At 67.7% G+C, this 17,292-nt stretch carries 19 protein-coding genes; 8 read left to right on the top strand and 11 right to left on the bottom strand.

Annotated elements, in window-relative coordinates; all coding sequences use genetic code 11:
• The first annotated feature begins 4 nt into the window (after positions 1-4).
• Positions 5-877: an LLM class F420-dependent oxidoreductase gene (locus HDC94_RS03070; protein WP_179494760.1), complete on the top strand. Its 873-nt coding sequence runs from the start codon at positions 5-7 to the stop codon at positions 875-877.
• Between the two features lie 156 nt (positions 878-1,033).
• Here the strand turns inward: HDC94_RS03070 and HDC94_RS03065 are convergent, their stop codons facing one another.
• The 3 genes from HDC94_RS03065 to HDC94_RS03055 are packed head-to-tail and all read right to left on the bottom strand — an operon-like array spanning position 1,034 to position 3,571.
• The gene (locus HDC94_RS03065) at positions 1,034-1,876 is read right to left on the bottom strand and encodes a hypothetical protein (RefSeq protein WP_179494758.1); all 843 of its coding nucleotides are present in this window, start codon (positions 1,874-1,876) and stop codon (positions 1,034-1,036) included.
• Positions 1,877-1,880: 4 nt separating this feature from the next.
• Positions 1,881-2,459, bottom strand: a complete 579-nt coding sequence (gene lspA / locus HDC94_RS03060; protein ID WP_179494756.1) for a signal peptidase II — start codon at positions 2,457-2,459, stop codon at positions 1,881-1,883.
• A 2-nt stretch (positions 2,460-2,461) separates the two neighbouring features.
• Complete coding sequence (locus HDC94_RS03055; protein WP_179494755.1) at positions 2,462-3,571, bottom strand: NAD(P)-binding domain-containing protein; 1,110 nt, start codon at positions 3,569-3,571, stop codon at positions 2,462-2,464.
• A gap of 161 nt (positions 3,572-3,732) precedes the next feature.
• On the opposite strand from HDC94_RS03055, the gene HDC94_RS03050 reads away from it, so the two are divergent.
• Positions 3,733-3,954, top strand: coding sequence for a DUF3073 domain-containing protein (locus tag HDC94_RS03050; RefSeq protein ID WP_179494754.1), 222 nt, complete (start codon positions 3,733-3,735; stop codon positions 3,952-3,954).
• A 67-nt stretch (positions 3,955-4,021) separates the two neighbouring features.
• Here HDC94_RS03050 and purM read toward each other — a convergent pair whose 3' ends face one another.
• Complete coding sequence (purM, locus tag HDC94_RS03045) at positions 4,022-5,125, bottom strand: phosphoribosylformylglycinamidine cyclo-ligase (protein ID WP_179494753.1); 1,104 nt, start codon at positions 5,123-5,125, stop codon at positions 4,022-4,024.
• A gap of 85 nt (positions 5,126-5,210) precedes the next feature.
• Between purM and HDC94_RS03040 the strand changes: the two genes are divergently transcribed.
• The gene (locus HDC94_RS03040; protein ID WP_179494752.1) at positions 5,211-6,179 is read left to right on the top strand and encodes an LPXTG cell wall anchor domain-containing protein; all 969 of its coding nucleotides are present in this window, start codon (positions 5,211-5,213) and stop codon (positions 6,177-6,179) included.
• Positions 6,180-6,262: 83 nt separating this feature from the next.
• Here HDC94_RS03040 and HDC94_RS03035 read toward each other — a convergent pair whose 3' ends face one another.
• From HDC94_RS03035 to HDC94_RS14745, 3 genes are all read right to left on the bottom strand, one after another.
• Complete coding sequence (locus HDC94_RS03035) at positions 6,263-6,934, bottom strand: response regulator transcription factor (protein ID WP_179494751.1); 672 nt, start codon at positions 6,932-6,934, stop codon at positions 6,263-6,265.
• Positions 6,927-8,192: a sensor histidine kinase gene (locus HDC94_RS03030; protein WP_179494749.1), complete on the bottom strand. Its 1,266-nt coding sequence runs from the start codon at positions 8,190-8,192 to the stop codon at positions 6,927-6,929. The genes HDC94_RS03035 and HDC94_RS03030 overlap by 8 nt, the downstream gene beginning before the upstream one ends.
• A gap of 70 nt (positions 8,193-8,262) precedes the next feature.
• Positions 8,263-9,087 (bottom strand): response regulator transcription factor, encoded by an 825-nt coding sequence (locus HDC94_RS14745; protein WP_306457265.1) that lies wholly within the window; start codon positions 9,085-9,087, stop codon positions 8,263-8,265.
• Positions 9,088-9,240: 153 nt separating this feature from the next.
• Between HDC94_RS14745 and purF the strand changes: the two genes are divergently transcribed.
• Together purF and HDC94_RS03015 are read left to right on the top strand one after the other, a co-directional pair.
• The gene (gene purF, locus HDC94_RS03020; RefSeq protein WP_179494748.1) at positions 9,241-10,698 is read left to right on the top strand and encodes an amidophosphoribosyltransferase; all 1,458 of its coding nucleotides are present in this window, start codon (positions 9,241-9,243) and stop codon (positions 10,696-10,698) included.
• Between the two features lie 127 nt (positions 10,699-10,825).
• Positions 10,826-12,187, top strand: a complete 1,362-nt coding sequence (locus HDC94_RS03015) for a D-alanyl-D-alanine carboxypeptidase family protein (protein WP_179494747.1) — start codon at positions 10,826-10,828, stop codon at positions 12,185-12,187.
• Positions 12,188-12,199: 12 nt separating this feature from the next.
• On the opposite strand, the gene HDC94_RS03010 is transcribed toward HDC94_RS03015, so the two are convergent.
• From HDC94_RS03010 to HDC94_RS03000, 3 genes are read right to left on the bottom strand one after another with little or no spacing between them, the layout of a single operon-like run.
• Positions 12,200-12,877, bottom strand: coding sequence for a hypothetical protein (locus tag HDC94_RS03010; RefSeq protein WP_179494746.1), 678 nt, complete (start codon positions 12,875-12,877; stop codon positions 12,200-12,202).
• Between the two features lie 4 nt (positions 12,878-12,881).
• Complete coding sequence (locus HDC94_RS03005; protein WP_179494745.1) at positions 12,882-13,211, bottom strand: hypothetical protein; 330 nt, start codon at positions 13,209-13,211, stop codon at positions 12,882-12,884.
• Complete coding sequence (locus tag HDC94_RS03000) at positions 13,208-13,573, bottom strand: sterol carrier family protein (RefSeq protein WP_179494744.1); 366 nt, start codon at positions 13,571-13,573, stop codon at positions 13,208-13,210. Before HDC94_RS03000 ends, HDC94_RS03005 begins: the two co-directional genes overlap by 4 nt.
• Before the next feature lie 54 nt (positions 13,574-13,627).
• Here HDC94_RS03000 and purD point away from each other — a divergent pair, with 54 nt between their 5' ends.
• From purD to HDC94_RS02985, 3 genes are read left to right on the top strand one after another with little or no spacing between them, the layout of a single operon-like run.
• Positions 13,628-14,869: a phosphoribosylamine--glycine ligase gene (gene purD / locus HDC94_RS02995; RefSeq protein ID WP_179494743.1), complete on the top strand. Its 1,242-nt coding sequence runs from the start codon at positions 13,628-13,630 to the stop codon at positions 14,867-14,869.
• The gene (locus HDC94_RS02990; RefSeq protein WP_179494742.1) at positions 14,866-15,738 is read left to right on the top strand and encodes a phosphoribosylaminoimidazolesuccinocarboxamide synthase; all 873 of its coding nucleotides are present in this window, start codon (positions 14,866-14,868) and stop codon (positions 15,736-15,738) included. The genes purD and HDC94_RS02990 overlap by 4 nt, the downstream gene beginning before the upstream one ends.
• On the top strand, positions 15,739-16,842 hold the full coding sequence (locus tag HDC94_RS02985; protein ID WP_179494740.1) for a hypothetical protein: 1,104 nt from the start codon (positions 15,739-15,741) through the stop codon (positions 16,840-16,842).
• Here HDC94_RS02985 and HDC94_RS02980 read toward each other — a convergent pair.
• Positions 16,839-17,288: a MarR family winged helix-turn-helix transcriptional regulator gene (locus tag HDC94_RS02980; protein WP_179494738.1), complete on the bottom strand. Its 450-nt coding sequence runs from the start codon at positions 17,286-17,288 to the stop codon at positions 16,839-16,841. The genes HDC94_RS02985 and HDC94_RS02980 overlap by 4 nt on opposite strands.
• Between the last annotated feature and the right edge of the window lie 4 nt (positions 17,289-17,292).

Genomic DNA, 17,292 nt, shown 5'->3' with positions numbered 1-17,292 from the left:
GGCCATGCGCTTCGGATTCCACTTCTTCGACATGACCCTCCCCGGCGGCCCCGCCGGTCTCGCCCCCGCCATCCGCTCGGCTGGCCGCAACGCCGACCAGGTCGGCGCGAGCTGGTTCACCGTGATGGATCACTTCTTCCAGATGGAACAGTTCCGCACCGCCCACGACCCGATGCTCGAGGGGTACACGACGCTCGGCTATCTCGCGGGCATCACGGAGAACGTGAAGCTCGGCACGGTCGTGACCGGTGTGACCTACCGGCATCCGGGCATCCTGTCGAAGACCGTCACCACCCTCGACGTGCTGTCGGAGGGGCGCGCGTTCCTCGGCATCGGCGCCGCCTGGTACGAGCGGGAGCACCTTGCACTCGGCGTGCCGTACCCGCCACTGGGGGAGCGCTTCGAGCGCCTGGAGGAGACCCTGCAGATCGCGCTCCAGATGTGGAGCGACGACGAGGGTCCCTACAACGGCACGCACTACCAGCTCGCCGAGACCATCAGCATCCCTGCGCCCGTGCAGTCGCCCCGCCCGCCCATCGTGATCGGTGGCAGCGGCGAGAAGAAGACCCTGCGCCTTGTTGCCCAGTACGCGGATGCCACGAACCTCATCGCCGCGGACACCGAGACGGTCGTGCGCAAGCTCGACATCCTGCGCGAGCACTGCGATGACGTAGGACGCGACTACGAGACCATCGAACGCACCGCCCAGGCCCGGCTCATGCCCGACTTCGACGCGGACGACGTGCTCGCCAATGCCGAGGCGTTCGCTGGCGCGGGAATCCAGCACCTGCACTTCGGTGTGCTGGGCCCGGACCCGGCAGCGTCGATCGCCCGCTTCGGCGACGAGGTGGCACCGCGCCTGCGCGAGGTGCAGTGACTCGTCGGTGAGGTTTCGATAACGCCGGGCTTCGCCGCGGCTACTCAACCAGCAGTAGCTTCCGTGGGCTGAGTAGGCGCACACTCAACGAGCAGTAGCTGTGCTGTGGGTTGAGTAGGCGCGAAGCGCCGTATCGAAACCTCACCACCGCGGAACCTACGGCAGCGCGCAGTAGTCCCCGTAGAACGCGTACATCTGCGCACGCAGTTCGTCCGTCGCGGGCAGCACGAGCCGACCCGACAGCTCGCCCACCGTGACTTGCAGCGGGATCCGAGTGCCGATCTTGTCCTCGGCGAGGGCGTGCGCGTCACACCGGTTCGGCACGAACGGGATGCGTACCTCGGGAGGCCCATCGGCCCCGAGCACGAGGTCGAGCGGCACCGTCGGCACCCCGCTCACCCCGTCGAAGGGCGCGAGCAGCGTCGTGCTCTCCACGCTGTGCACCTCCACCGTGCCATCCGCCCCGGTCGGCTCCGTCGAGAGCACCAGCTCACCGACGGCACCCACGGTGCCACTCGACTCGAGCGCGATCGCCCGCAGATCCACCACTTCTGCCACACCCTCGGCAAGGCACGCACCCTCCCACAGCCCCGGCAGGGCGATCGTGGGGTCTGGAGCGGAGACGATCGCTGTGCCGGAACCGCCACCCTCGATGGAGTAGCCGATGGTCGCCGAGGCGTCGGCTGTGGCATCCGTATCGCAGTCCCATGTGTCGAGCGGCACCCGCAGGTCGACCGCGCGACCCGGTGCGAGAGTGACCGAGTCGCCCTCCCAGACGAGCGGTGCGCCCAGGTAGTCGGAGTCGAGCTCGGCGGATGACACATCGATCGTTGTCTCGCCTGTGTTCTTCACCTGCATCGCGATGATGCCCATGGCGATCCCGGTGCGCGGCTGGACGACGGTCACGGTGAACGGTGGCTCCGCCGGAACGCCCGGCGTGCATCCGGCGAGCAGAGCGCAGACGGCGACACCGCCCACGATCGCAGCGCGCGCACCCACGGTGCTACTCGGCAGTCTCGCGAGGTGCTTCGGCCTCCGCATCGGCCTCGACGGCCGCGGGATGCCGCCCAGCATCGACCCGCATGATGACGAGCAGTACGGCGAGCGCCGCACCCACGACGATCATGATGTCGGCGACGTTGCCCACGAAGAAGGTGCCGTACCCGATGAAGTCCACGACGTGTCCGCGCGCGAAGCCCGGCTCTCGGAACAACCGGTCGCCGGCGTGCGTGATGGCTCCGCCGAGGATCATCCCCAGCACGATCGCCCAGGCGAGCGACTTCACTCGCCACGCGTACCAGGCGATCGCCACGACGGCCGCGACTGCGACGAGCGCGAGGATCCAGGTGTATCCGGTGCCGAGACCGAAGGCCGCACCCGGGTTGTAGACGAGCACGAAGCGCAGCCAGTCACCGATGACGGGGATGACCTGACCGTCGGACAGGTTCTCGATGGCCCACCACTTGGAGAGCTGGTCGAGCGCGACCACCACGACCGCGATCGCAATGACGATCCAGAAGGCGCGATGCGACCGCTTCGGCGCGGCTGCGCTATCGGTGGCCTCGGTTTCGGGCTGGGACATGCTTACCTCGCTGCCTGTAGCTTGCTGAGAGTCGCGATCACCTGGCGGGCGATCAGGCGCCCAGCTCGGTTCGCGCCGATGGTGGATGCCTGCGGGCCGTAGCCGGCGAAGAAGATGCGCGGGTCCTTCCAGGATGCGCCCTGGGCGACCACGACGCCGCCCTCCTTCTCACGGAGCTTGAGCGGTGCGAGGTGGCGCAGTTCCGGCCGGAAGCCGGTGGACCAGATGATCGCGTCGGCGTACTTGAACGCGCCATCCGCCCAGCGCACACCGTGCGGCTCGATCGAGTCGAAGATGGGGCGCGGGGTGAGCACTCCGCGCTCGATGCCGGCCTGGATGCGACGTGTGCGGGGAACCCCGGTGCCGCTGACGATGCTCGGGAGTGCCCGCCCGGCGCGAGCCGCTTCATCCTGAAGGCGGACCGCCTCGCTGCGGGCCTCGAGGTTGAGCTCGCCATCCTCGAGGAAGTCGATCGGGCGGCGGCTCACCCAGGTGAGGTCGGCTGCCACCCCCTCCAGCTCCAGCAGGAACCCGATCGCCGACGTGCCCCCACCGACCACCACGACACTCTGCCCCGCGAAGTCCTGCGCCGAGCGGTAGTCGTTCGTGTGCACGTGGCGACCCTCGAAGGACTTGAGCCCCGGGTACCACGGGATGAAGGGTGCACCCCAGGTTCCCGTCGCGTTGACGACCGTGACCGTCGTGACGTCCTTGGGGTCGTCCCCGTCGAGCGTGAAGTTGACTTTCAGGTCGGTGCCGAAGTTCTCGACGGAGGTGACGTCGGCCGGTCGCACGACCTGCAGCCCGTAGTGATCCTCGTACCGGCGGTAGTAGTCGGCCACGACATCCTTCGCCGGGGCGTGCCGGTCGGCCGTGTCGAAGCTGATGCCGAGCTCGTCCATTCCGGGCAAGTCGTTGATCCTGTGCGCCGAGCCGATGCGCAGCGCCTCCCACCGGTTCTGCCAGGCGCCGCCGGTGCCGGGGCCGCGATCGAGGATGACGAAGTCGTTGCCCGGGTCGAGTCCGAGGCGGCGGAGGTAGTAGCCCACCGAAAGACCGGCCTGGCCAGCTCCGATGACCACCACGGAGGTGTCGGTACTGGCGGTAGTCACGCGCACAACGTTACCGGCCAGCGCACCAGTGGAGAGAGGGATCGCGCCCGGGGCCGCGTGATAAGCTCGTCGCTAGATTTAATCCACCCTGTTCGCTCGTGTAATGGTGCGATCCTTCCGCCAACAATCTGAGCGCGCGGCAGAGAAAGAGGGGGTCACGCATGGGGCGGGGCCGTCAAAAGGCGAAGCACACCAAGGTCGCTCGCGATCTGAAGTACTTCAGCCCGAACACGAACTACACGGCGCTTGAGCGCGAGCTCGCTGGTTCGAGCCACTCCAGTGACGAAGCACAGGATTGGCCGGAGTACGTTGACCCGTACGCCGATGTCGTCGACAACGTCGAGGACATCGGCGAGGACGAGGACGAGACGCGCACGGCGTGACTCTCGTGCGGCGTCTGCGCGACGTGCCGTGACTCAGTTCGCGCTGTGACTCGGTTCGCCCTGTGACTCAGTCTGCGTAGCGTCCGGTGAGTCGCACGGCACCGCCGTCGACGCCCTTCGCACCCTGCGACCAGTCCGCGTCCGGGCGCGCGCCCAGCGAGACCGTTCCGGCGACCCACGAGGGGATGCCATCGGCCTCCAGCTCCGCGATCGTCGCTGCCGCAGCATCCGCCGAGACCACCGCGAACATTCCGATGCCCAGGTTCCAGGTGCCCTCGCTGCTCTCGAGCGTTGACCCAGCGAAATCCGACAGGGTGCGGAACACCGCGGGGGGCGACCACGTGGAGCGCTCGAGTTCGACCCAACTCCCCTTCGGTAGTACACGGGCGAGGTTGGCCGCGATTCCGCCGCCGGTCACGTGGCTGAGCGAGTGAACGGCGCCCGGCTGCGCAGCGAGCAGGGCTAGCAACGGGGACGTGTAGAGGCGCGTCGGCTCGAGCAGCACCTCGCCCACGAGTCCGCCGAGCTCATCCGACCGGTCGGTGAACGCGAGACCGCGCTCGCGCAGAATGTGGCGCACGAGCGAGAAGCCGTTGCTGTGGAGTCCGGATGACGCGAGCGCCACCACCACGTCGCCCTCGCGCACACGTTCCGGGCCGAGCAGGTCCGCTGCATCCACGGCGCCCACCGCGGCACCGGCGACGTCGTAGTCGTCCGGCCCCAGGAGCCCGGGATGCTCGGCCGTCTCGCCGCCGACGAGTGCGGTGCCGGTCGCCTCGCACGCCTCCGCGATGCCACGGACGATCTCGGCAATGCGCTCCGGTACGACCTTGCCGCAGGCGATGTAGTCCGTCATGAAGTAGGGCTTCGCGCCGACCACGATGATGTCGTCGACGACCATGCCGACGAGGTCCTGGCCGATGGTGTCGTGCTTGTCGATCGCCTGTGCGATCGCGACCTTGGTACCGACGCCGTCTGTCGAGGTGGCGAGCAGGGGGCGGTCGTAGGACTTGAGGAACGAGACATCCACCATGCCCGCGAAACCGCCGACACCACCGAAGACCTCCGGGCCGTGGGTGCGGCTCACCGCAGCCTTCATGAGTTCGACGGCGAGGTCACCGGCCTCGGTGTCGACTCCTGCGCGGGCATAGCTTGAGGTATTGGCCGTCACGCCACCAGAGTACCGCGCTACCTCATGGGCTCTTTATGATACATTTCCCAGAACATTCTCAGGTAATAGATTAAAGGGGACACCTGTGCGCAGAACTCTTGGCGTGGCCACCGCACTCGTCGGCATCGCGGCACTCACGTTCGCGGCATCGCCCGCGAACGCAGCATCACTTCCGGCGGGCGACAAGGCCTACATCCTGCCGTGCGACAGCGATGAATTCAACGGCCTGCTCTACGAGGTGGACACCACCACCGGCGTGGCCACGCAGGTCGGCGACTGGGAGAACCCGGACACCGATGTGTTCGCGTGCGCTGGGCCCGCCGCCTACAACCCGGTCAACGGCCTCGGCTATTGGATCTCCTGGGCGAACAGTGAAGGGTACCTCATCTCGGTCGACCTCACTACGGGAGAGAACACTGTCGTCGGGCAGTTCACGATCGAGGGCGAGCCCTACTACACCCCGATCGCCATTGCGATCGATGCAGCGGGCAATGCTTGGGCAACGTCGTGGAGCGTCAGCCCCGACGTCCTCTACTCCCTCGACCTCTCCACCGCCGCACTCACCGAGGTCGGCCCGACCGGCGTAACGGACGAGTCGGACAACTACGGCCTGGCATGGGATTCCGTGACGAAGACGGTCTACGCGTACAACGTTGGCACCGAGGACTTCTACACGGTCGACACCACGACCGGAGCCTTCACCACGTTTGCCGAGGATGTTTTCGGCGACGTCGTGCCGTACGCGATCGCCTTCGACTCCGCCGGCCAGGTCTGGGGCATCAACGAGGACATCATCTCCGCCCCGATCACCGACTTCGCGTCGGCCGAGGTGCTCTCGGTCATCAACCCCGACCCGAACGGCGAGTCCCCCGAGGACAACATCTACTCCGAGTCGATCCTTATCGTCCCGGCACCCGCTCCGGCCCCCGCGCCTGCTCCGGAGCCCGTCCTCGCGGCAACCGGGTCGGACAACGGCAACCTGGGCATGCTCGTCGGCTTCGGCGCCCTGCTCGTGGTCGCCGGTGCTGTCATCGCGCGTCGTCGCACGGCCTAACCGCTAGGACAAAACACAGCGAACAAAGAGTCGCGGTGGTTGCTGGTCTCCAGCACCGCCGCGACTCTTTCGTTCGTGGGGGCTCACACCACGACGAGGGCGTGCTTGTGGGCGAAGACGACAACCTGCACGCGGCTGCGCAGGTCGAGCTTGCGCAGGATTGCGGCGATGTGGGTCTTGACGGTCGCCTCGCTGACATAGGCCGCCCGCGCGATCTCCGCGTTCGACAGGCCGCGCGCCACCAGCAGGAACACCTCGCGCTCGCGGGGGCTGAGGGCGTCGATCGTCTCGTGCTGGCGGGCGGCGGATGTCTCGCCACCCATCTCCGCGACGAGCTCGAGGGTCGTCGCGAGGTCGGGTATCGAGTCCCCGGAGTGGACGGTGCGGATGCTCGTGAGCATCTGTTCGGTCGTGGCATCCTTCGTCAGGAAGGCGCTCGCGCCGGCCTCCAGCGACTGCACCACGATGTCGTCGCGGCGCAGGGTCGTGAGCACGATCACGCGCGGCCTGTCGTCGGCGTTGCCATGGCGGAGGATCTCTCGGGTGGCATCGATGCCGTTGAGTCCGGGCATCCGCAGGTCCATCAGGACGATGTCGGGGGTCAGCTCGGCAATCGTGGCGAGTGCACTTCGTCCGTCGCTCGCTGTGGCGATGCAGCTCATGTCGTCCTGGGCGTCGATGAGCATGGCCATTCCGGACGCGAACAGGGGCTGGTCGTCGACCACCACGACCGAGATCTTCGAGGTCTCAGGCATCGATCAGATCCTCCGTCTCAGGCTCGGCCGGAGACCGGGTGCTCGCGGGAATGAACGCGGTCACCAGGAAGTCCCTGCCCTCTGCCTCGGCCGTGAGCCATCCCCCGGCAAGCCTCGCGCGCTCCTTCATGCCCGCGATGCCGATTCCACGACCGGCGGCCGGGGCTGGAGGCTCTCCAGAAGGCCGTGACACCACCAGAATCGCGAGCCCCGGCCCTTGCCAGTCGAGGGTGACCCTTGCAGAGGCCGTCGAACCAGCATGCTTGAGGGCGTTGGTGAGGCTCTCCTGCACGATCCGGAAGACCGCGAGTTCGCGCGGATCGGAGAGCGGCTCTGGAGTCCCGAGAACCTGCAGCGTGGCATCCATCCCCACCTGGCGCATGCGGTGGATCACCTCAGGCACATCGTCGATGCGCGGTGCGATGCTCGTGAGGTCCTGGTCGTGGATTCGTTCGACAAGGCTCCGCACGTCGGTCAACGCACTGCGACCGACGGACGCGATGCTGCCGAGCGCATCACCGACGACCTCCGGTTTGCGCCCCTGCAAAGCAACGGCGCCCTCCGCTTGCGAGACGATCACGGCAAGCGAGTGGGCGAGCGCATCGTGAACATCCCGCGAGATGCGTGCTCGATCCTCCGCGAGGCGCAGCTCGAAGTCCGTCTCAACCAGTCGGACCTCAGCATCCCTCAAGACCGTCACGGTCCGCCTCTCGCGGAGGATCGTCCTGCCCGCAACGCCAGCTGTCCACAACAAGACGAACAGGAGGAACCAGCCGACGCTCAACGTCACGAGGTCGACCCAGAAATCGTGGAGTGTGTCGCCCCGGCCGACCCAGCTCGCCCAACCGACTCTGTTCGGCGAGGGCATCACCATGAGCAGGGCGAAGAGTGCGGATGTCGCGGCCCCCACCGGCAGCACAACCCGACGAACGAGTCCGACCCCCGTGAAACCGATGATGAACGCCACGAGCGCAACAGCCTCGTACATCGGCCAGGAGTTCTCCATCGGTGGGTAGAGGATGCCGAGCAGCTGGAGTAGTGGAACGGCGAGCAGGAGTGAGAGGGAGATCAGCGGCTTCCAGCCGGCAACAGCGATCGCAACCGCGAGGATCGCGAAGACGACGGTCTTCTCGAGGATCGCGTAGCGGCCGGCCTCAGCGATGATCCAGAGCGCGAGAAAGATCGCCCCGCCCGCCGGGGGCATCCACGTGCGGAGTCCCCCTGCGATCCACTCGAGTGTCTTGTACGTCCTCTGCATACGACGACGGTAGGTCGCCGCGGCCGGATCTACCAGCGTATGAGTCACGATTCATACCAAGTGATGAGGCTCAGGGAGCGACAAGGCCCTTGGCGTGCGCGTGCGCCGCAAGCTGGGTCCGGCTGCGGAGTTCGAGCTTGCGCAGGATCGAACTCACGTGGGTCTTCACAGTGGTCTCCGAGATGTGCTCGCGCGAGGCGATCTCCGCGTTGCTGAAGCCGCGGGCAACGAGGGCGTAGATCTCGAGCTCCCGGGGGCTCAGCCCCGTGAGCGTGGTGTGGACGGGGCGGGTGGATGCTTCATCCGCACGCCCCTCGGAGAGCACCGCCGCGATACGGGCGAACCTGCCCTGCAGCGCCAACCTGTAGAGCACGCCGATAGCCCAGAGGAGGAAGTACAGCCCGAAGGCGACGAGGGCGATGATGACGAAGTCCTGCTCGTGGGGGTTGAGCCGGCCGTAGAGCGCGTTCCACTGCGCCCAGCTGCCCTGTGGGCCGGGGGCCGCCATCAAGTACGCCGCGAGTCCGGCCCACAGGAAGCCACCGACGAGTGCGAATCGTCTCGCACGCCCCTCCGCGACGCCGCCGAGGATCAGAGCCACGATGGGCACGACGAGGTAGACAGGCCACGTGATCGACCCGGGCCCGATGATGAGTCCGACCGCCTGCGCAGCAGGAAGGAGCACCATGATCGCGAGAGCCGCGAAGGGCGCCCAGGGTGCGATCCCGAGCATCACGGCGGCAGGAATCATGAACCACAGGAGGTCCGGCCAGGGTCCGCGCCCGGCCTCCGACACGATCCAGTTGAGCAGAACGAGGGCGGCGATGATCGGGGCGATCCAGTGGGCGGGGTGCCGGAGCATCCATCGACCGCCTAAAGCGAGTTTCTCTCTCATGCCGTCACGCTAACCCGACCCGACCGCCAGTGGCGCCGTGTTCAGCGCGAATCCATCGAAGGTATGACAGGCGGATGCCCGCCCCAGGTATGCGAGACTGGAACGTACCCCCTGCCGCGGGTACGACCTCGAGTCTCAGGGAGTCACCGCCCCATGTGCGGAATCGTCGGAATCGTCTCGGCCACTCCGGTCAACCAGCAGGTCTACGACGCACTGTCGCTGCTGCAGCACCGCGGGCAGGACTCCACAGGTATTGCCACAGCGGATGGCAACACCATCCACATGTTCAAGGCCAAGGGCCAGGTGCGTGAGGCCTACCGCACGCGCGATATGCGCAGCCTTCTCGGAACGATGGGCCTCGGCCACGTTCGCTACGCGACCAAGGGGGATGCCCGCAACGAGCAGGAGGCACAGCCCTTCTACGTGAACGCCCCCTACGGCATCACCCTCGTGCACAACGGCAACCTGACCAACACGCGGGAGCTCACGGACGAGCTCTTCAACATCGACCGCCGCCACCTCAACACGACGAGCGACACCGAGCTCCTCGTCAACGTGCTCGCGCACGAGCTGCAGGCGCAGGTCTCGGGTCGCGACCTCGACCCCGACCAGGTGTTCAACGCAATCACCCGCCTGCACGAGCGGGTCGAGGGTTCCTACGCTGCGATCGCGCTCATCGCCGGGCGCGGCCTGCTCGCGTTCCGCGACCCGTTCGGCATCCGGCCGCTCGTGGTCGGCCGCCGCACGACCGGGCTCGTCGGTGCGGAGTGGTTCGTGGCATCCGAGTCTCTGGTTCTCGAGAACGCAGGGTGCGACTTCATCCGCGACGTCGAGCCGGGCGAGGCCATCTTCATCGCGCCCGACGGTGAGATGACGTCGCGCCAGTGCGCGGCGAACCCGCAGCTCATCCCGTGCTCCTTCGAGTACGTCTACCTCGCCCGCCCCGACTCCGTGATGAACGGCATCTCGGTGTACGAGGCACGCCTGCGCCTCGGCGACCGCCTGGCCGACACCGTCGCGAAGTACACGCCCATGGGCGACATCGACGTGGTCATGCCGATCCCGGACTCGTCGCGCCCGGCGGCCATGCAGGTGGCACAGAAGCTCGGGGTCGAGTACCGCGAGGGGTTCTACAAGAACCGCTACGTGGGCCGCACGTTCATCATGCCCGGCCAGGCCGAGCGCAAGAAGAGCGTCAAGCAGAAGCTCAACGCGATGTCGAGCGAGTTCAAGGGCAAGAACATCCTCATCGTCGACGACTCGATCGTGCGCGGCACCACCTCGAAAGAGATCGTTCAGATGGCCCGCGAGGCCGGCGCCAACAAGGTCACCTTCACGTCTGCCGCTCCCCCCGTGCGCTTCCCGCACGTATACGGCATCAACATGCCGACGCGGCAGGAGCTCGTTGCGCACGGACGCAAGATCCCCGAGATCGCGACGGAGCTCGGCGCCGACCACATGATCTACCAGGAGGTCGCCGACATGCAGGCCGCCATCATCGAGGGGTCGGATGTCACGGCCCTCGAGATGAGCTGCTTCACGGGCGACTACGTCACCGGCACCGTCACGCCCGAGTATCTCGCGTGGGTCGAGGCGAACCAGCTCAGCTGACGCTCCGCCGAGCGCGGCGCGATGCACACGGACGAGGCGACGCGCCGGCCGGAGCCGCCCATCACGCGGCGTGGCCCACAAACGTGTGCATCCACCCTCTGGCCGTCCGTGCGACGATGGGCGTGAGATGAGTGACGCACCCCGGACCCCTGACGTCGAGACCCCTGAAGTTGCCGACCGGCTTCGATCGAAGCGACTGTCCCGTCGCGCACGACTCTGGCTGCTCATCGGTGGCGGCGCACTCGTTCTGCTTCTCGCGGCCGCCGGCGTCGTGGTCGCGCAGGTGATCGCAGGTCAAGCAGCTGAGCAGGAGGCGCTCGCCTCGTTCCAGACAGCCGAGGACGAGCTCAGCGACGCCGAGCAGGCACGTGATGCGGCCCTCACCGCACGAGGCGCCGCTGCTGCGAATGCCCTCGACGACCGCGCGAAGGCGAAGGCTCTCGAGGCCGCGATCGACCCGGCGCTGCTCGCCGACGCCGCGAAACGCGACGCCCTGTCGGCGTCGATCGGGCAGCTCGAGAAGGCCGCAGCCATCACGATCGCGGCGGATGGCACGGCGACGCTCAAGAAGCTTCCCTCGCCATCTGCCGTGCCGGCGCAGAGCGTCCCCGCTGACACCGCGCAGATTCCCGACGCCGTGGCCGAGATCGGTTTGCTCGTCGAACAACTCGCGGACGAGACGACTGCGACCGACGCGGAGACGAAGGCGATCGAGGATGCGCGCACCGCACTCGCACGCAACGCGGCTGCTGTCGTGGCATCCGCCCACGAGAAGGGCGCTGCCACCGCGCCGCCGGAACTCGCCTCCCAGGAGACCAAGGACGCCTACGCCGCGGCCGTCGCAGCCCTCGAGAAGCCCGCGAGCAACGCAGACCTCGCGGCTCTCGTGACTGCGTACCAAGGCGCATGGGGCGCCGCGGTGGCATCCCACAACGAGGCCAGTGGCGAAAGCGAGCCGGATGCCTCGGGCCTCCAGCCCACCTACATCCAGGGCGTTCTCATCGTGAACAAGACCTACCCACTGCCGTCCTGGTATGGCGACGGCCTCACTGCGGAGACGCAGGCGGCGTTCAACGCGATGCAGGCCGAGGCGGCCGCGTACGGGCTAGGCCTCTACATCTCGAGCGGCTTCCGGTCCTACGACACCCAGGTCGCCGTGTATGGAAACTACGTGGCAACCCTCGGCCAGGCGGGAGCCGACCGCACGTCAGCGCGCCCGGGACACAGCGAGCACCAGAGCGGTCTCGCCTTCGACCTGAACACGATCGACCACGCCTTCGCCGACACGGCCGAAGGCCAGTACGTGCGCGACAACGCTCACAGGTTCGGCCTCATCATCCGCTACCCACCGAACAAGGAGAGCATCACGGGCTACGAGTGGGAGCCGTGGCACATGCGCTACGTCGGTGTGGACCTGGCGACCAAGCTCTACACGAGCGGTCAGACGCTCGAGGAGTACTTCGGCATCACATCCGCCTACTCCGGCTGAGGCGAAGAACTATCACGCGCCCGCGCCGTCCGTCTGGCGGGCTAGCAGTTCCCTCGTCAGATGTTCCAGCCCGCCCCGCTTTAGTGCTGACATGCCGACAGGTGCCGGACGCACAGGCTGCACCACCACCGCTCGATCGTTCGTCGGACTGAAGATCGCGATCCCGTCGTAGGCCCTACCCTTTTCCACATACTCAACGACCCCGACGCGGACGACCTCAGGCCAGCCGAGGGTGAGGATGGGCTCGGACACGTTGTGCACGCTCATCACACGTACCCCTTGTCCATCCGCGACGATCACTAGGAACGGGGAGGCGGGCATCGACTCAGGCGGCCCCGGCCACGCACTGCGAGCGGCGCCATCCGGCAACCGGGCTGCGAGCGTCACTGCAGAGGGGTTCTCCCGCCTCGCGAGAGCTTCAGCGGCTTTGAGAGGCGCCCAGTACCTGACCAAGATCACCACAATCACAGCCACGATAGGGACACCGAGCGAAATCCCGATCGCCGTGCCCCACACGCGCGTCGGCTCGCCGCGGTCGAGAGTCGACCACACGAGAACTACGCAGAAAGCCAGAGTGACCGCCCCAACGGCGACTTGAATCACCCGGGCGTAGCGCTCGAGCCAGGCACTGATCCACCGTGGTGCGGCCGGGTCGCCGAAGCGAGTCACTTCACCGTCGCGCCCGGCCATCCGCCTACTCCGGCTGAGGCGCCTCGGGCAGCTCCGGCTGCTGGGGAGCGCCCACGGTCTCCTCCTCGGCGGCGAGGGTCCTCGCGCGCTTCGAGGAGCGTCGGTCGACGATCAGCGCGATCACGGCCGCGATGGCGATGCCGGCGGGAATCGTGAAGAGGCTGAAGTAGGCGACGAGCGCCGGGTAGCCGACGCTCGGGTCAGAGGGGAACAGCGCCGTGACGATGAGCGTCGCGATGAGCGCGATACCGGCGCCGACCACGATGAATGCGCCGAACTTGGGCGCGCGTCGCACCCTCACATCGACCTGCTTGGCTGAACCGGGTGTACTCACTCCCCCATTGTCCCCCACCGCAGCGGCAAGAACGCCGTGAGATCGGCGCGCTGGCCGGAGGCTGACACGGCACCGGATGCCACGGCATCCGCCCACCCCAGGCTTCCCGTCGCGAGCGCCAGCCACGCCTCCCCGCCCAACTCGATCACGTTCGGTGGAGTTCCTCGCGTGTGCCGCGGACCCTCGATCGCCTGCACCGCGCCGTACGGCGGAACCCGCACCTCCACAGTGTTGCCCTCCGCGGTGGTGGCGAGCACCTGGAGGAGGTAGCGGACTGCGGTCGGCAGGTCGGCGGTCGTTCCAGCGAGCGCGCCTCGAACGGCGGCCTGTCCGATGGCGTCGGGGATGCGCTTGGGGGGCATGACCCCACGCTACTTCGGCAGCCGCCCCTCAGCGCGGCTCGGTAGTGTTGAACAGTGAGAATTCTCGTTCTGGGCTCGGGCGCGCGAGAGCACGCCATCATCACTGCTCTCCTCCGCGAAGACGCGGACCATGACATCACCGCTGCGCCAGGCAACGCCGGCATCGCCGCCGACGTTCCCGTCGTCGCACTCGACCCGACCCGCGGCGACGTCGTCTCGGCGTACGCGCTCGACAACGACATCGAACTCGTCGTGATCGGGCCGGAGGCTCCCCTCGTCGCGGGCGTGGCCGATGCCCTCCGACAGCGCGGCATCGCCGTCTTCGGGCCGGGCAAGGCCGCCGCCGCCCTCGAGGGCAGCAAGACCTTCGCCAAGCGGATCATGGATGACGCGGGCGTGCCCACGGGCCGCGCCACCCGCGCGGGCACCATCGAGGACGCCATCGAAGCGATCGATGAATACGGCGCCCCCTACGTGATCAAGGCGGACGGCCTCGCCGCGGGCAAGGGTGTGCTCGTCACGCCCGACCGCGACGCCGCGATCGCGCACTCCGACTACTGGCTGCAGCAGGGCCCGGTGCTCGTGGAGGAGTTCCTCGACGGCCAGGAGGTTTCGCTCTTCCTCCTGAGCGACGGCCACACCGTGCTCCCGCTCTCCCCTGCCCAGGACTACAAGCGCGCGCTCGACGGCGACCAGGGTCCCAACACGGGCGGCATGGGTGCCTACAGCCCGCTCCCGTGGCTGCCGGAGAACTTCGTCACCGAGGTCATCGAGACCATCGCCGTGCCGACGATCCGCCAGCTCGCGAGCGAGCGCACGCCGTTCATCGGCCTGCTCTACTGCGGCCTCATCATCACGGCGAAGGGCATTCGCGTGATCGAGTTCAACGCCCGCTTCGGTGACCCCGAAACCCAGGTGGTCCTCCCGCGACTCATCACACCGCTGAGCGAGCTGCTCATGGCCGCGGCAAGCGGCGAACTTGCCTCGCACGCCTGGCCGGAGTTCAGCGACGAAGCCGCCGTCACGGTTGTGCTCGCGAGCGAGGGCTACCCCGAGGAGCCCGTCACGGGTCGCCGCATCACGGGCCTCGACAAGATCACCGACGTCACGGTCGCCCACGCAGCCACCGCGATGGTCGATGGCGAGTTCATCGCGACGGGCGGTCGCGTGCTGAGTGTCGTCGCGCTCGGCTCCGACTTCACGGATGCCCGCCGCAAGGCCTACGCCGCGCTCGAGACCATCCACCTCGAGGGTGGGCACTACCGCACCGACATCGCGGCGAGGGTCGCGCAGTGACACTCCCCGGCTGGAACCACGTCTACTCGGGCAAGGTCCGTGACCTCTACGAGAACCCCGACCAGCCGGGCAGGATGCTCGTGGTCGCCAGTGATCGCGTGAGTGCATTCGATCACGTGCTCGAGCCGGGCATCCCGGGTAAAGGCGAGCTGCTCACGCAGCTGAGCCTGTGGTGGTTCGCCCACCTTCCCGTACCAAACCACCTCGTGGACGACGCATCCGAGGTTCCACCCAATGCCATGCTCGTGAAGTCGCTCGACATGTACCCGATCGAGGCCGTCGTGCGCGACTACCTCGTCGGTAGCGGTTGGGCCGAGTACCGCGAGACTCAGACGGTGTGCGGCATCCCGTTGCCCTCCGGACTTGCCGAGGGCGACCGGCTCCCCGAGCCGCTGTACACGCCGGCGTGGAAGGCCCCGATGGGCGAGCACGACGAGAACATCACGTTCGAGCGCACGGTGGAGCTCGTCGGCGCCGAGGCTGCCGAGGCGATTCGGGATGCCTCCCTCTCCGTGTTCACGACGGCGTCGGCCATCGCGGAGGAGCGCGGCATCATCCTCGCCGACACCAAGTTCGAGTTCGGTGCCGACCCCGCGACGGGTGAACTGACGCTCGCGGACGAGGTGCTCACGTCAGACAGCTCGCGTTATTGGGACGCCGAGCGCTACGCGGCGGGCGGCGCGGACCGCCTGGACAGCTTCGACAAGCAGATCGTGCGCAACTGGCTCGCCGCGAACTGGGACAAGACCGGCACGCCTCCCGCGCTCCCTTCGGAGATCGTCGAACAGACCGCCGCCCGGTACCGCGAACTGATCGAGCGACTCACGGCCCAGGACACGAGCGGCCGCGCGGTACGCCATGATGGTTGAGTGAGCGATCTTCAGCCTCCCCTTCCCCCTATCGAGCCTTCCGAGCGCGTCACGACGGTGCCGCCCGAGCCGCCCGCAGCGGTGATCCCGCCGGAGCCGCGCCGCTCGCGTCGTGGCCTGTGGATCGGGCTCATCGTGGGTGGGTCGATTTTGCTGCTGGTCATCGCCGGTCTCGTCGTCGCAGCGGCAGTGTTCTCCTCCCAGCACACACCCGAGGCCGTGACCTCGCGGTTCGTAGGCGCCCTGATCGCCGGGGATGACGCGGCGGCACTGGCAACACTCGAGGAGAGCCCCGGCGGCCCCGGTTACTTCCTCGTTGACGGTGTGTACGCGGGTGCCACCGACACGATCTCGGGGTACCGCGTGCTGGACTCAAGCCGCCAGGGCGGGATGGCTGCCGTGACGGTCGAGGTGCAGCAGGGCGACCAGGTCTACACGGCGAGGGTGCCGCTGGTGAAGACCGGCCGCGACCTCCTCTTCTTCGACCGGTGGGCGATCAGCCCCGACGTGCTCCCCAAGGCGCGAATCATCAACCCGCGGCCCGCGGGAATGGGGCTCCTCATCAACGGAGTCGACACTCCCGCCTTTACCGGGGGAATCCAGTTCGACCTCCGCGCACTCCCCGGCACCTACACGCTCGAGGCGACGGGCGGCGGCGACCTCTACGGCGCGGAGCCGGTCTCGGCACCACTCCTGCTCGGCGCAGCCGACAACGTCAACATCGATGTGTCGATCGTCCTCACCGAGGCTGGCATCGCAGCCGCCCAGCAGGCAGTCGACGCCCAGTTCGACGCCTGTGTCGCGCAGGCCAGTGTCGCTCCCGGGCCGGGATGTGGGTTCCGCGTGACGGGCACCGACGGCCTGACCCTCACGACCCTGACGTGGTCCATCACCACCCGTCCGACCGTGGCCTTCGAGCCCTACGACGGTTCGGCTGTGCTGTCGGCGGGGTGGCCGGTGGTGTCGGATGGTGCGGGCAGCCTCAAGTTCTCTGCATCCGGGCCCGACGGCTCGGGCGATGCCTTCGTGGGCGGGGTCAACCAGCAGGGTGTGATCGTGTTCCGAGACGGCGTCGCGGAGTTCATCAGCGGCTTCACCGATTAGGAGCTTGCCGGACTCGTCACGCTCACGATGCGTTCGGTGATGCGCGCGAGGAGCGCGAGTTCCTCCGTGCTGAACTCGGCAATCACCGGCTCGCGGATCTCCCGCACCTGGCCGGGCGTCACGGCGCGCACAATCTCCCGCCCACTCGGGGTGATGCTCGCCAGTTGCACTCGCTTGTCGTCGAGCGAACGCTCACGTCGCGCCCATCCCGAGCGCTCGAGGCTCGCGAGCGCGTGAGTCAGCCGACTCGGCGAGTACTGAAGCTGCTCGGCGAGCTCAGACATCGGGATGCCCGACTGACCGCCCTCGTAGAGAAAGACGAGGAGCTTGTAGTGGGAGTGCGGGATGCCGCCATCCCGACGCGACTGGCGATCGAGAGCCTCCTCGAGGCTGTGGGCGGCAATCACGAGCCCACGCCAGGCGTTGGTTTGGGCATCCGTCATCATGGGT

Origin of the sequence: Leifsonia sp. AK011 (assembly GCF_013410945.1) — a bacterium.
Taxonomy (GTDB): Bacteria; Actinomycetota; Actinomycetes; order Actinomycetales; family Microbacteriaceae; genus Rhodoglobus.
The sequence above is the reverse complement of the archived record's forward strand: the minus strand, read 5'-3'. Positions and strand labels throughout refer to the sequence as shown.

What these genes read in the sequence shown, in the direction of transcription:
- HDC94_RS03070 (WP_179494760.1), top strand. Translation starts at nt 5, where the DNA reads ATGCGCTTCGGATTCCACTTCTTCGACATGACCCTCCCCGGCGGCCCC.
- lspA (WP_179494756.1), bottom strand. Translation starts at nt 2,459, where the DNA reads ATGTCCCAGCCCGAAACCGAGGCCACCGATAGCGCAGCCGCGCCGAAG.
- HDC94_RS03050 (WP_179494754.1), top strand. Translation starts at nt 3,733, where the DNA reads ATGGGGCGGGGCCGTCAAAAGGCGAAGCACACCAAGGTCGCTCGCGAT.
- HDC94_RS03035 (WP_179494751.1), bottom strand. Translation starts at nt 6,934, where the DNA reads ATGCCTGAGACCTCGAAGATCTCGGTCGTGGTGGTCGACGACCAGCCC.
- HDC94_RS03030 (WP_179494749.1), bottom strand. Translation starts at nt 8,192, where the DNA reads ATGCAGAGGACGTACAAGACACTCGAGTGGATCGCAGGGGGACTCCGC.
- HDC94_RS14745 (WP_306457265.1), bottom strand. Translation starts at nt 9,087, where the DNA reads ATGAGAGAGAAACTCGCTTTAGGCGGTCGATGGATGCTCCGGCACCCC.
- purF (WP_179494748.1), top strand. Translation starts at nt 9,241, where the DNA reads ATGTGCGGAATCGTCGGAATCGTCTCGGCCACTCCGGTCAACCAGCAG.
- HDC94_RS03015 (WP_179494747.1), top strand. Translation starts at nt 10,826, where the DNA reads ATGAGTGACGCACCCCGGACCCCTGACGTCGAGACCCCTGAAGTTGCC.
- HDC94_RS03010 (WP_179494746.1), bottom strand. Translation starts at nt 12,877, where the DNA reads ATGGCCGGGCGCGACGGTGAAGTGACTCGCTTCGGCGACCCGGCCGCA.
- HDC94_RS03000 (WP_179494744.1), bottom strand. Translation starts at nt 13,573, where the DNA reads ATGCCCCCCAAGCGCATCCCCGACGCCATCGGACAGGCCGCCGTTCGA.
- HDC94_RS02980 (WP_179494738.1), bottom strand. Translation starts at nt 17,288, where the DNA reads ATGATGACGGATGCCCAAACCAACGCCTGGCGTGGGCTCGTGATTGCC.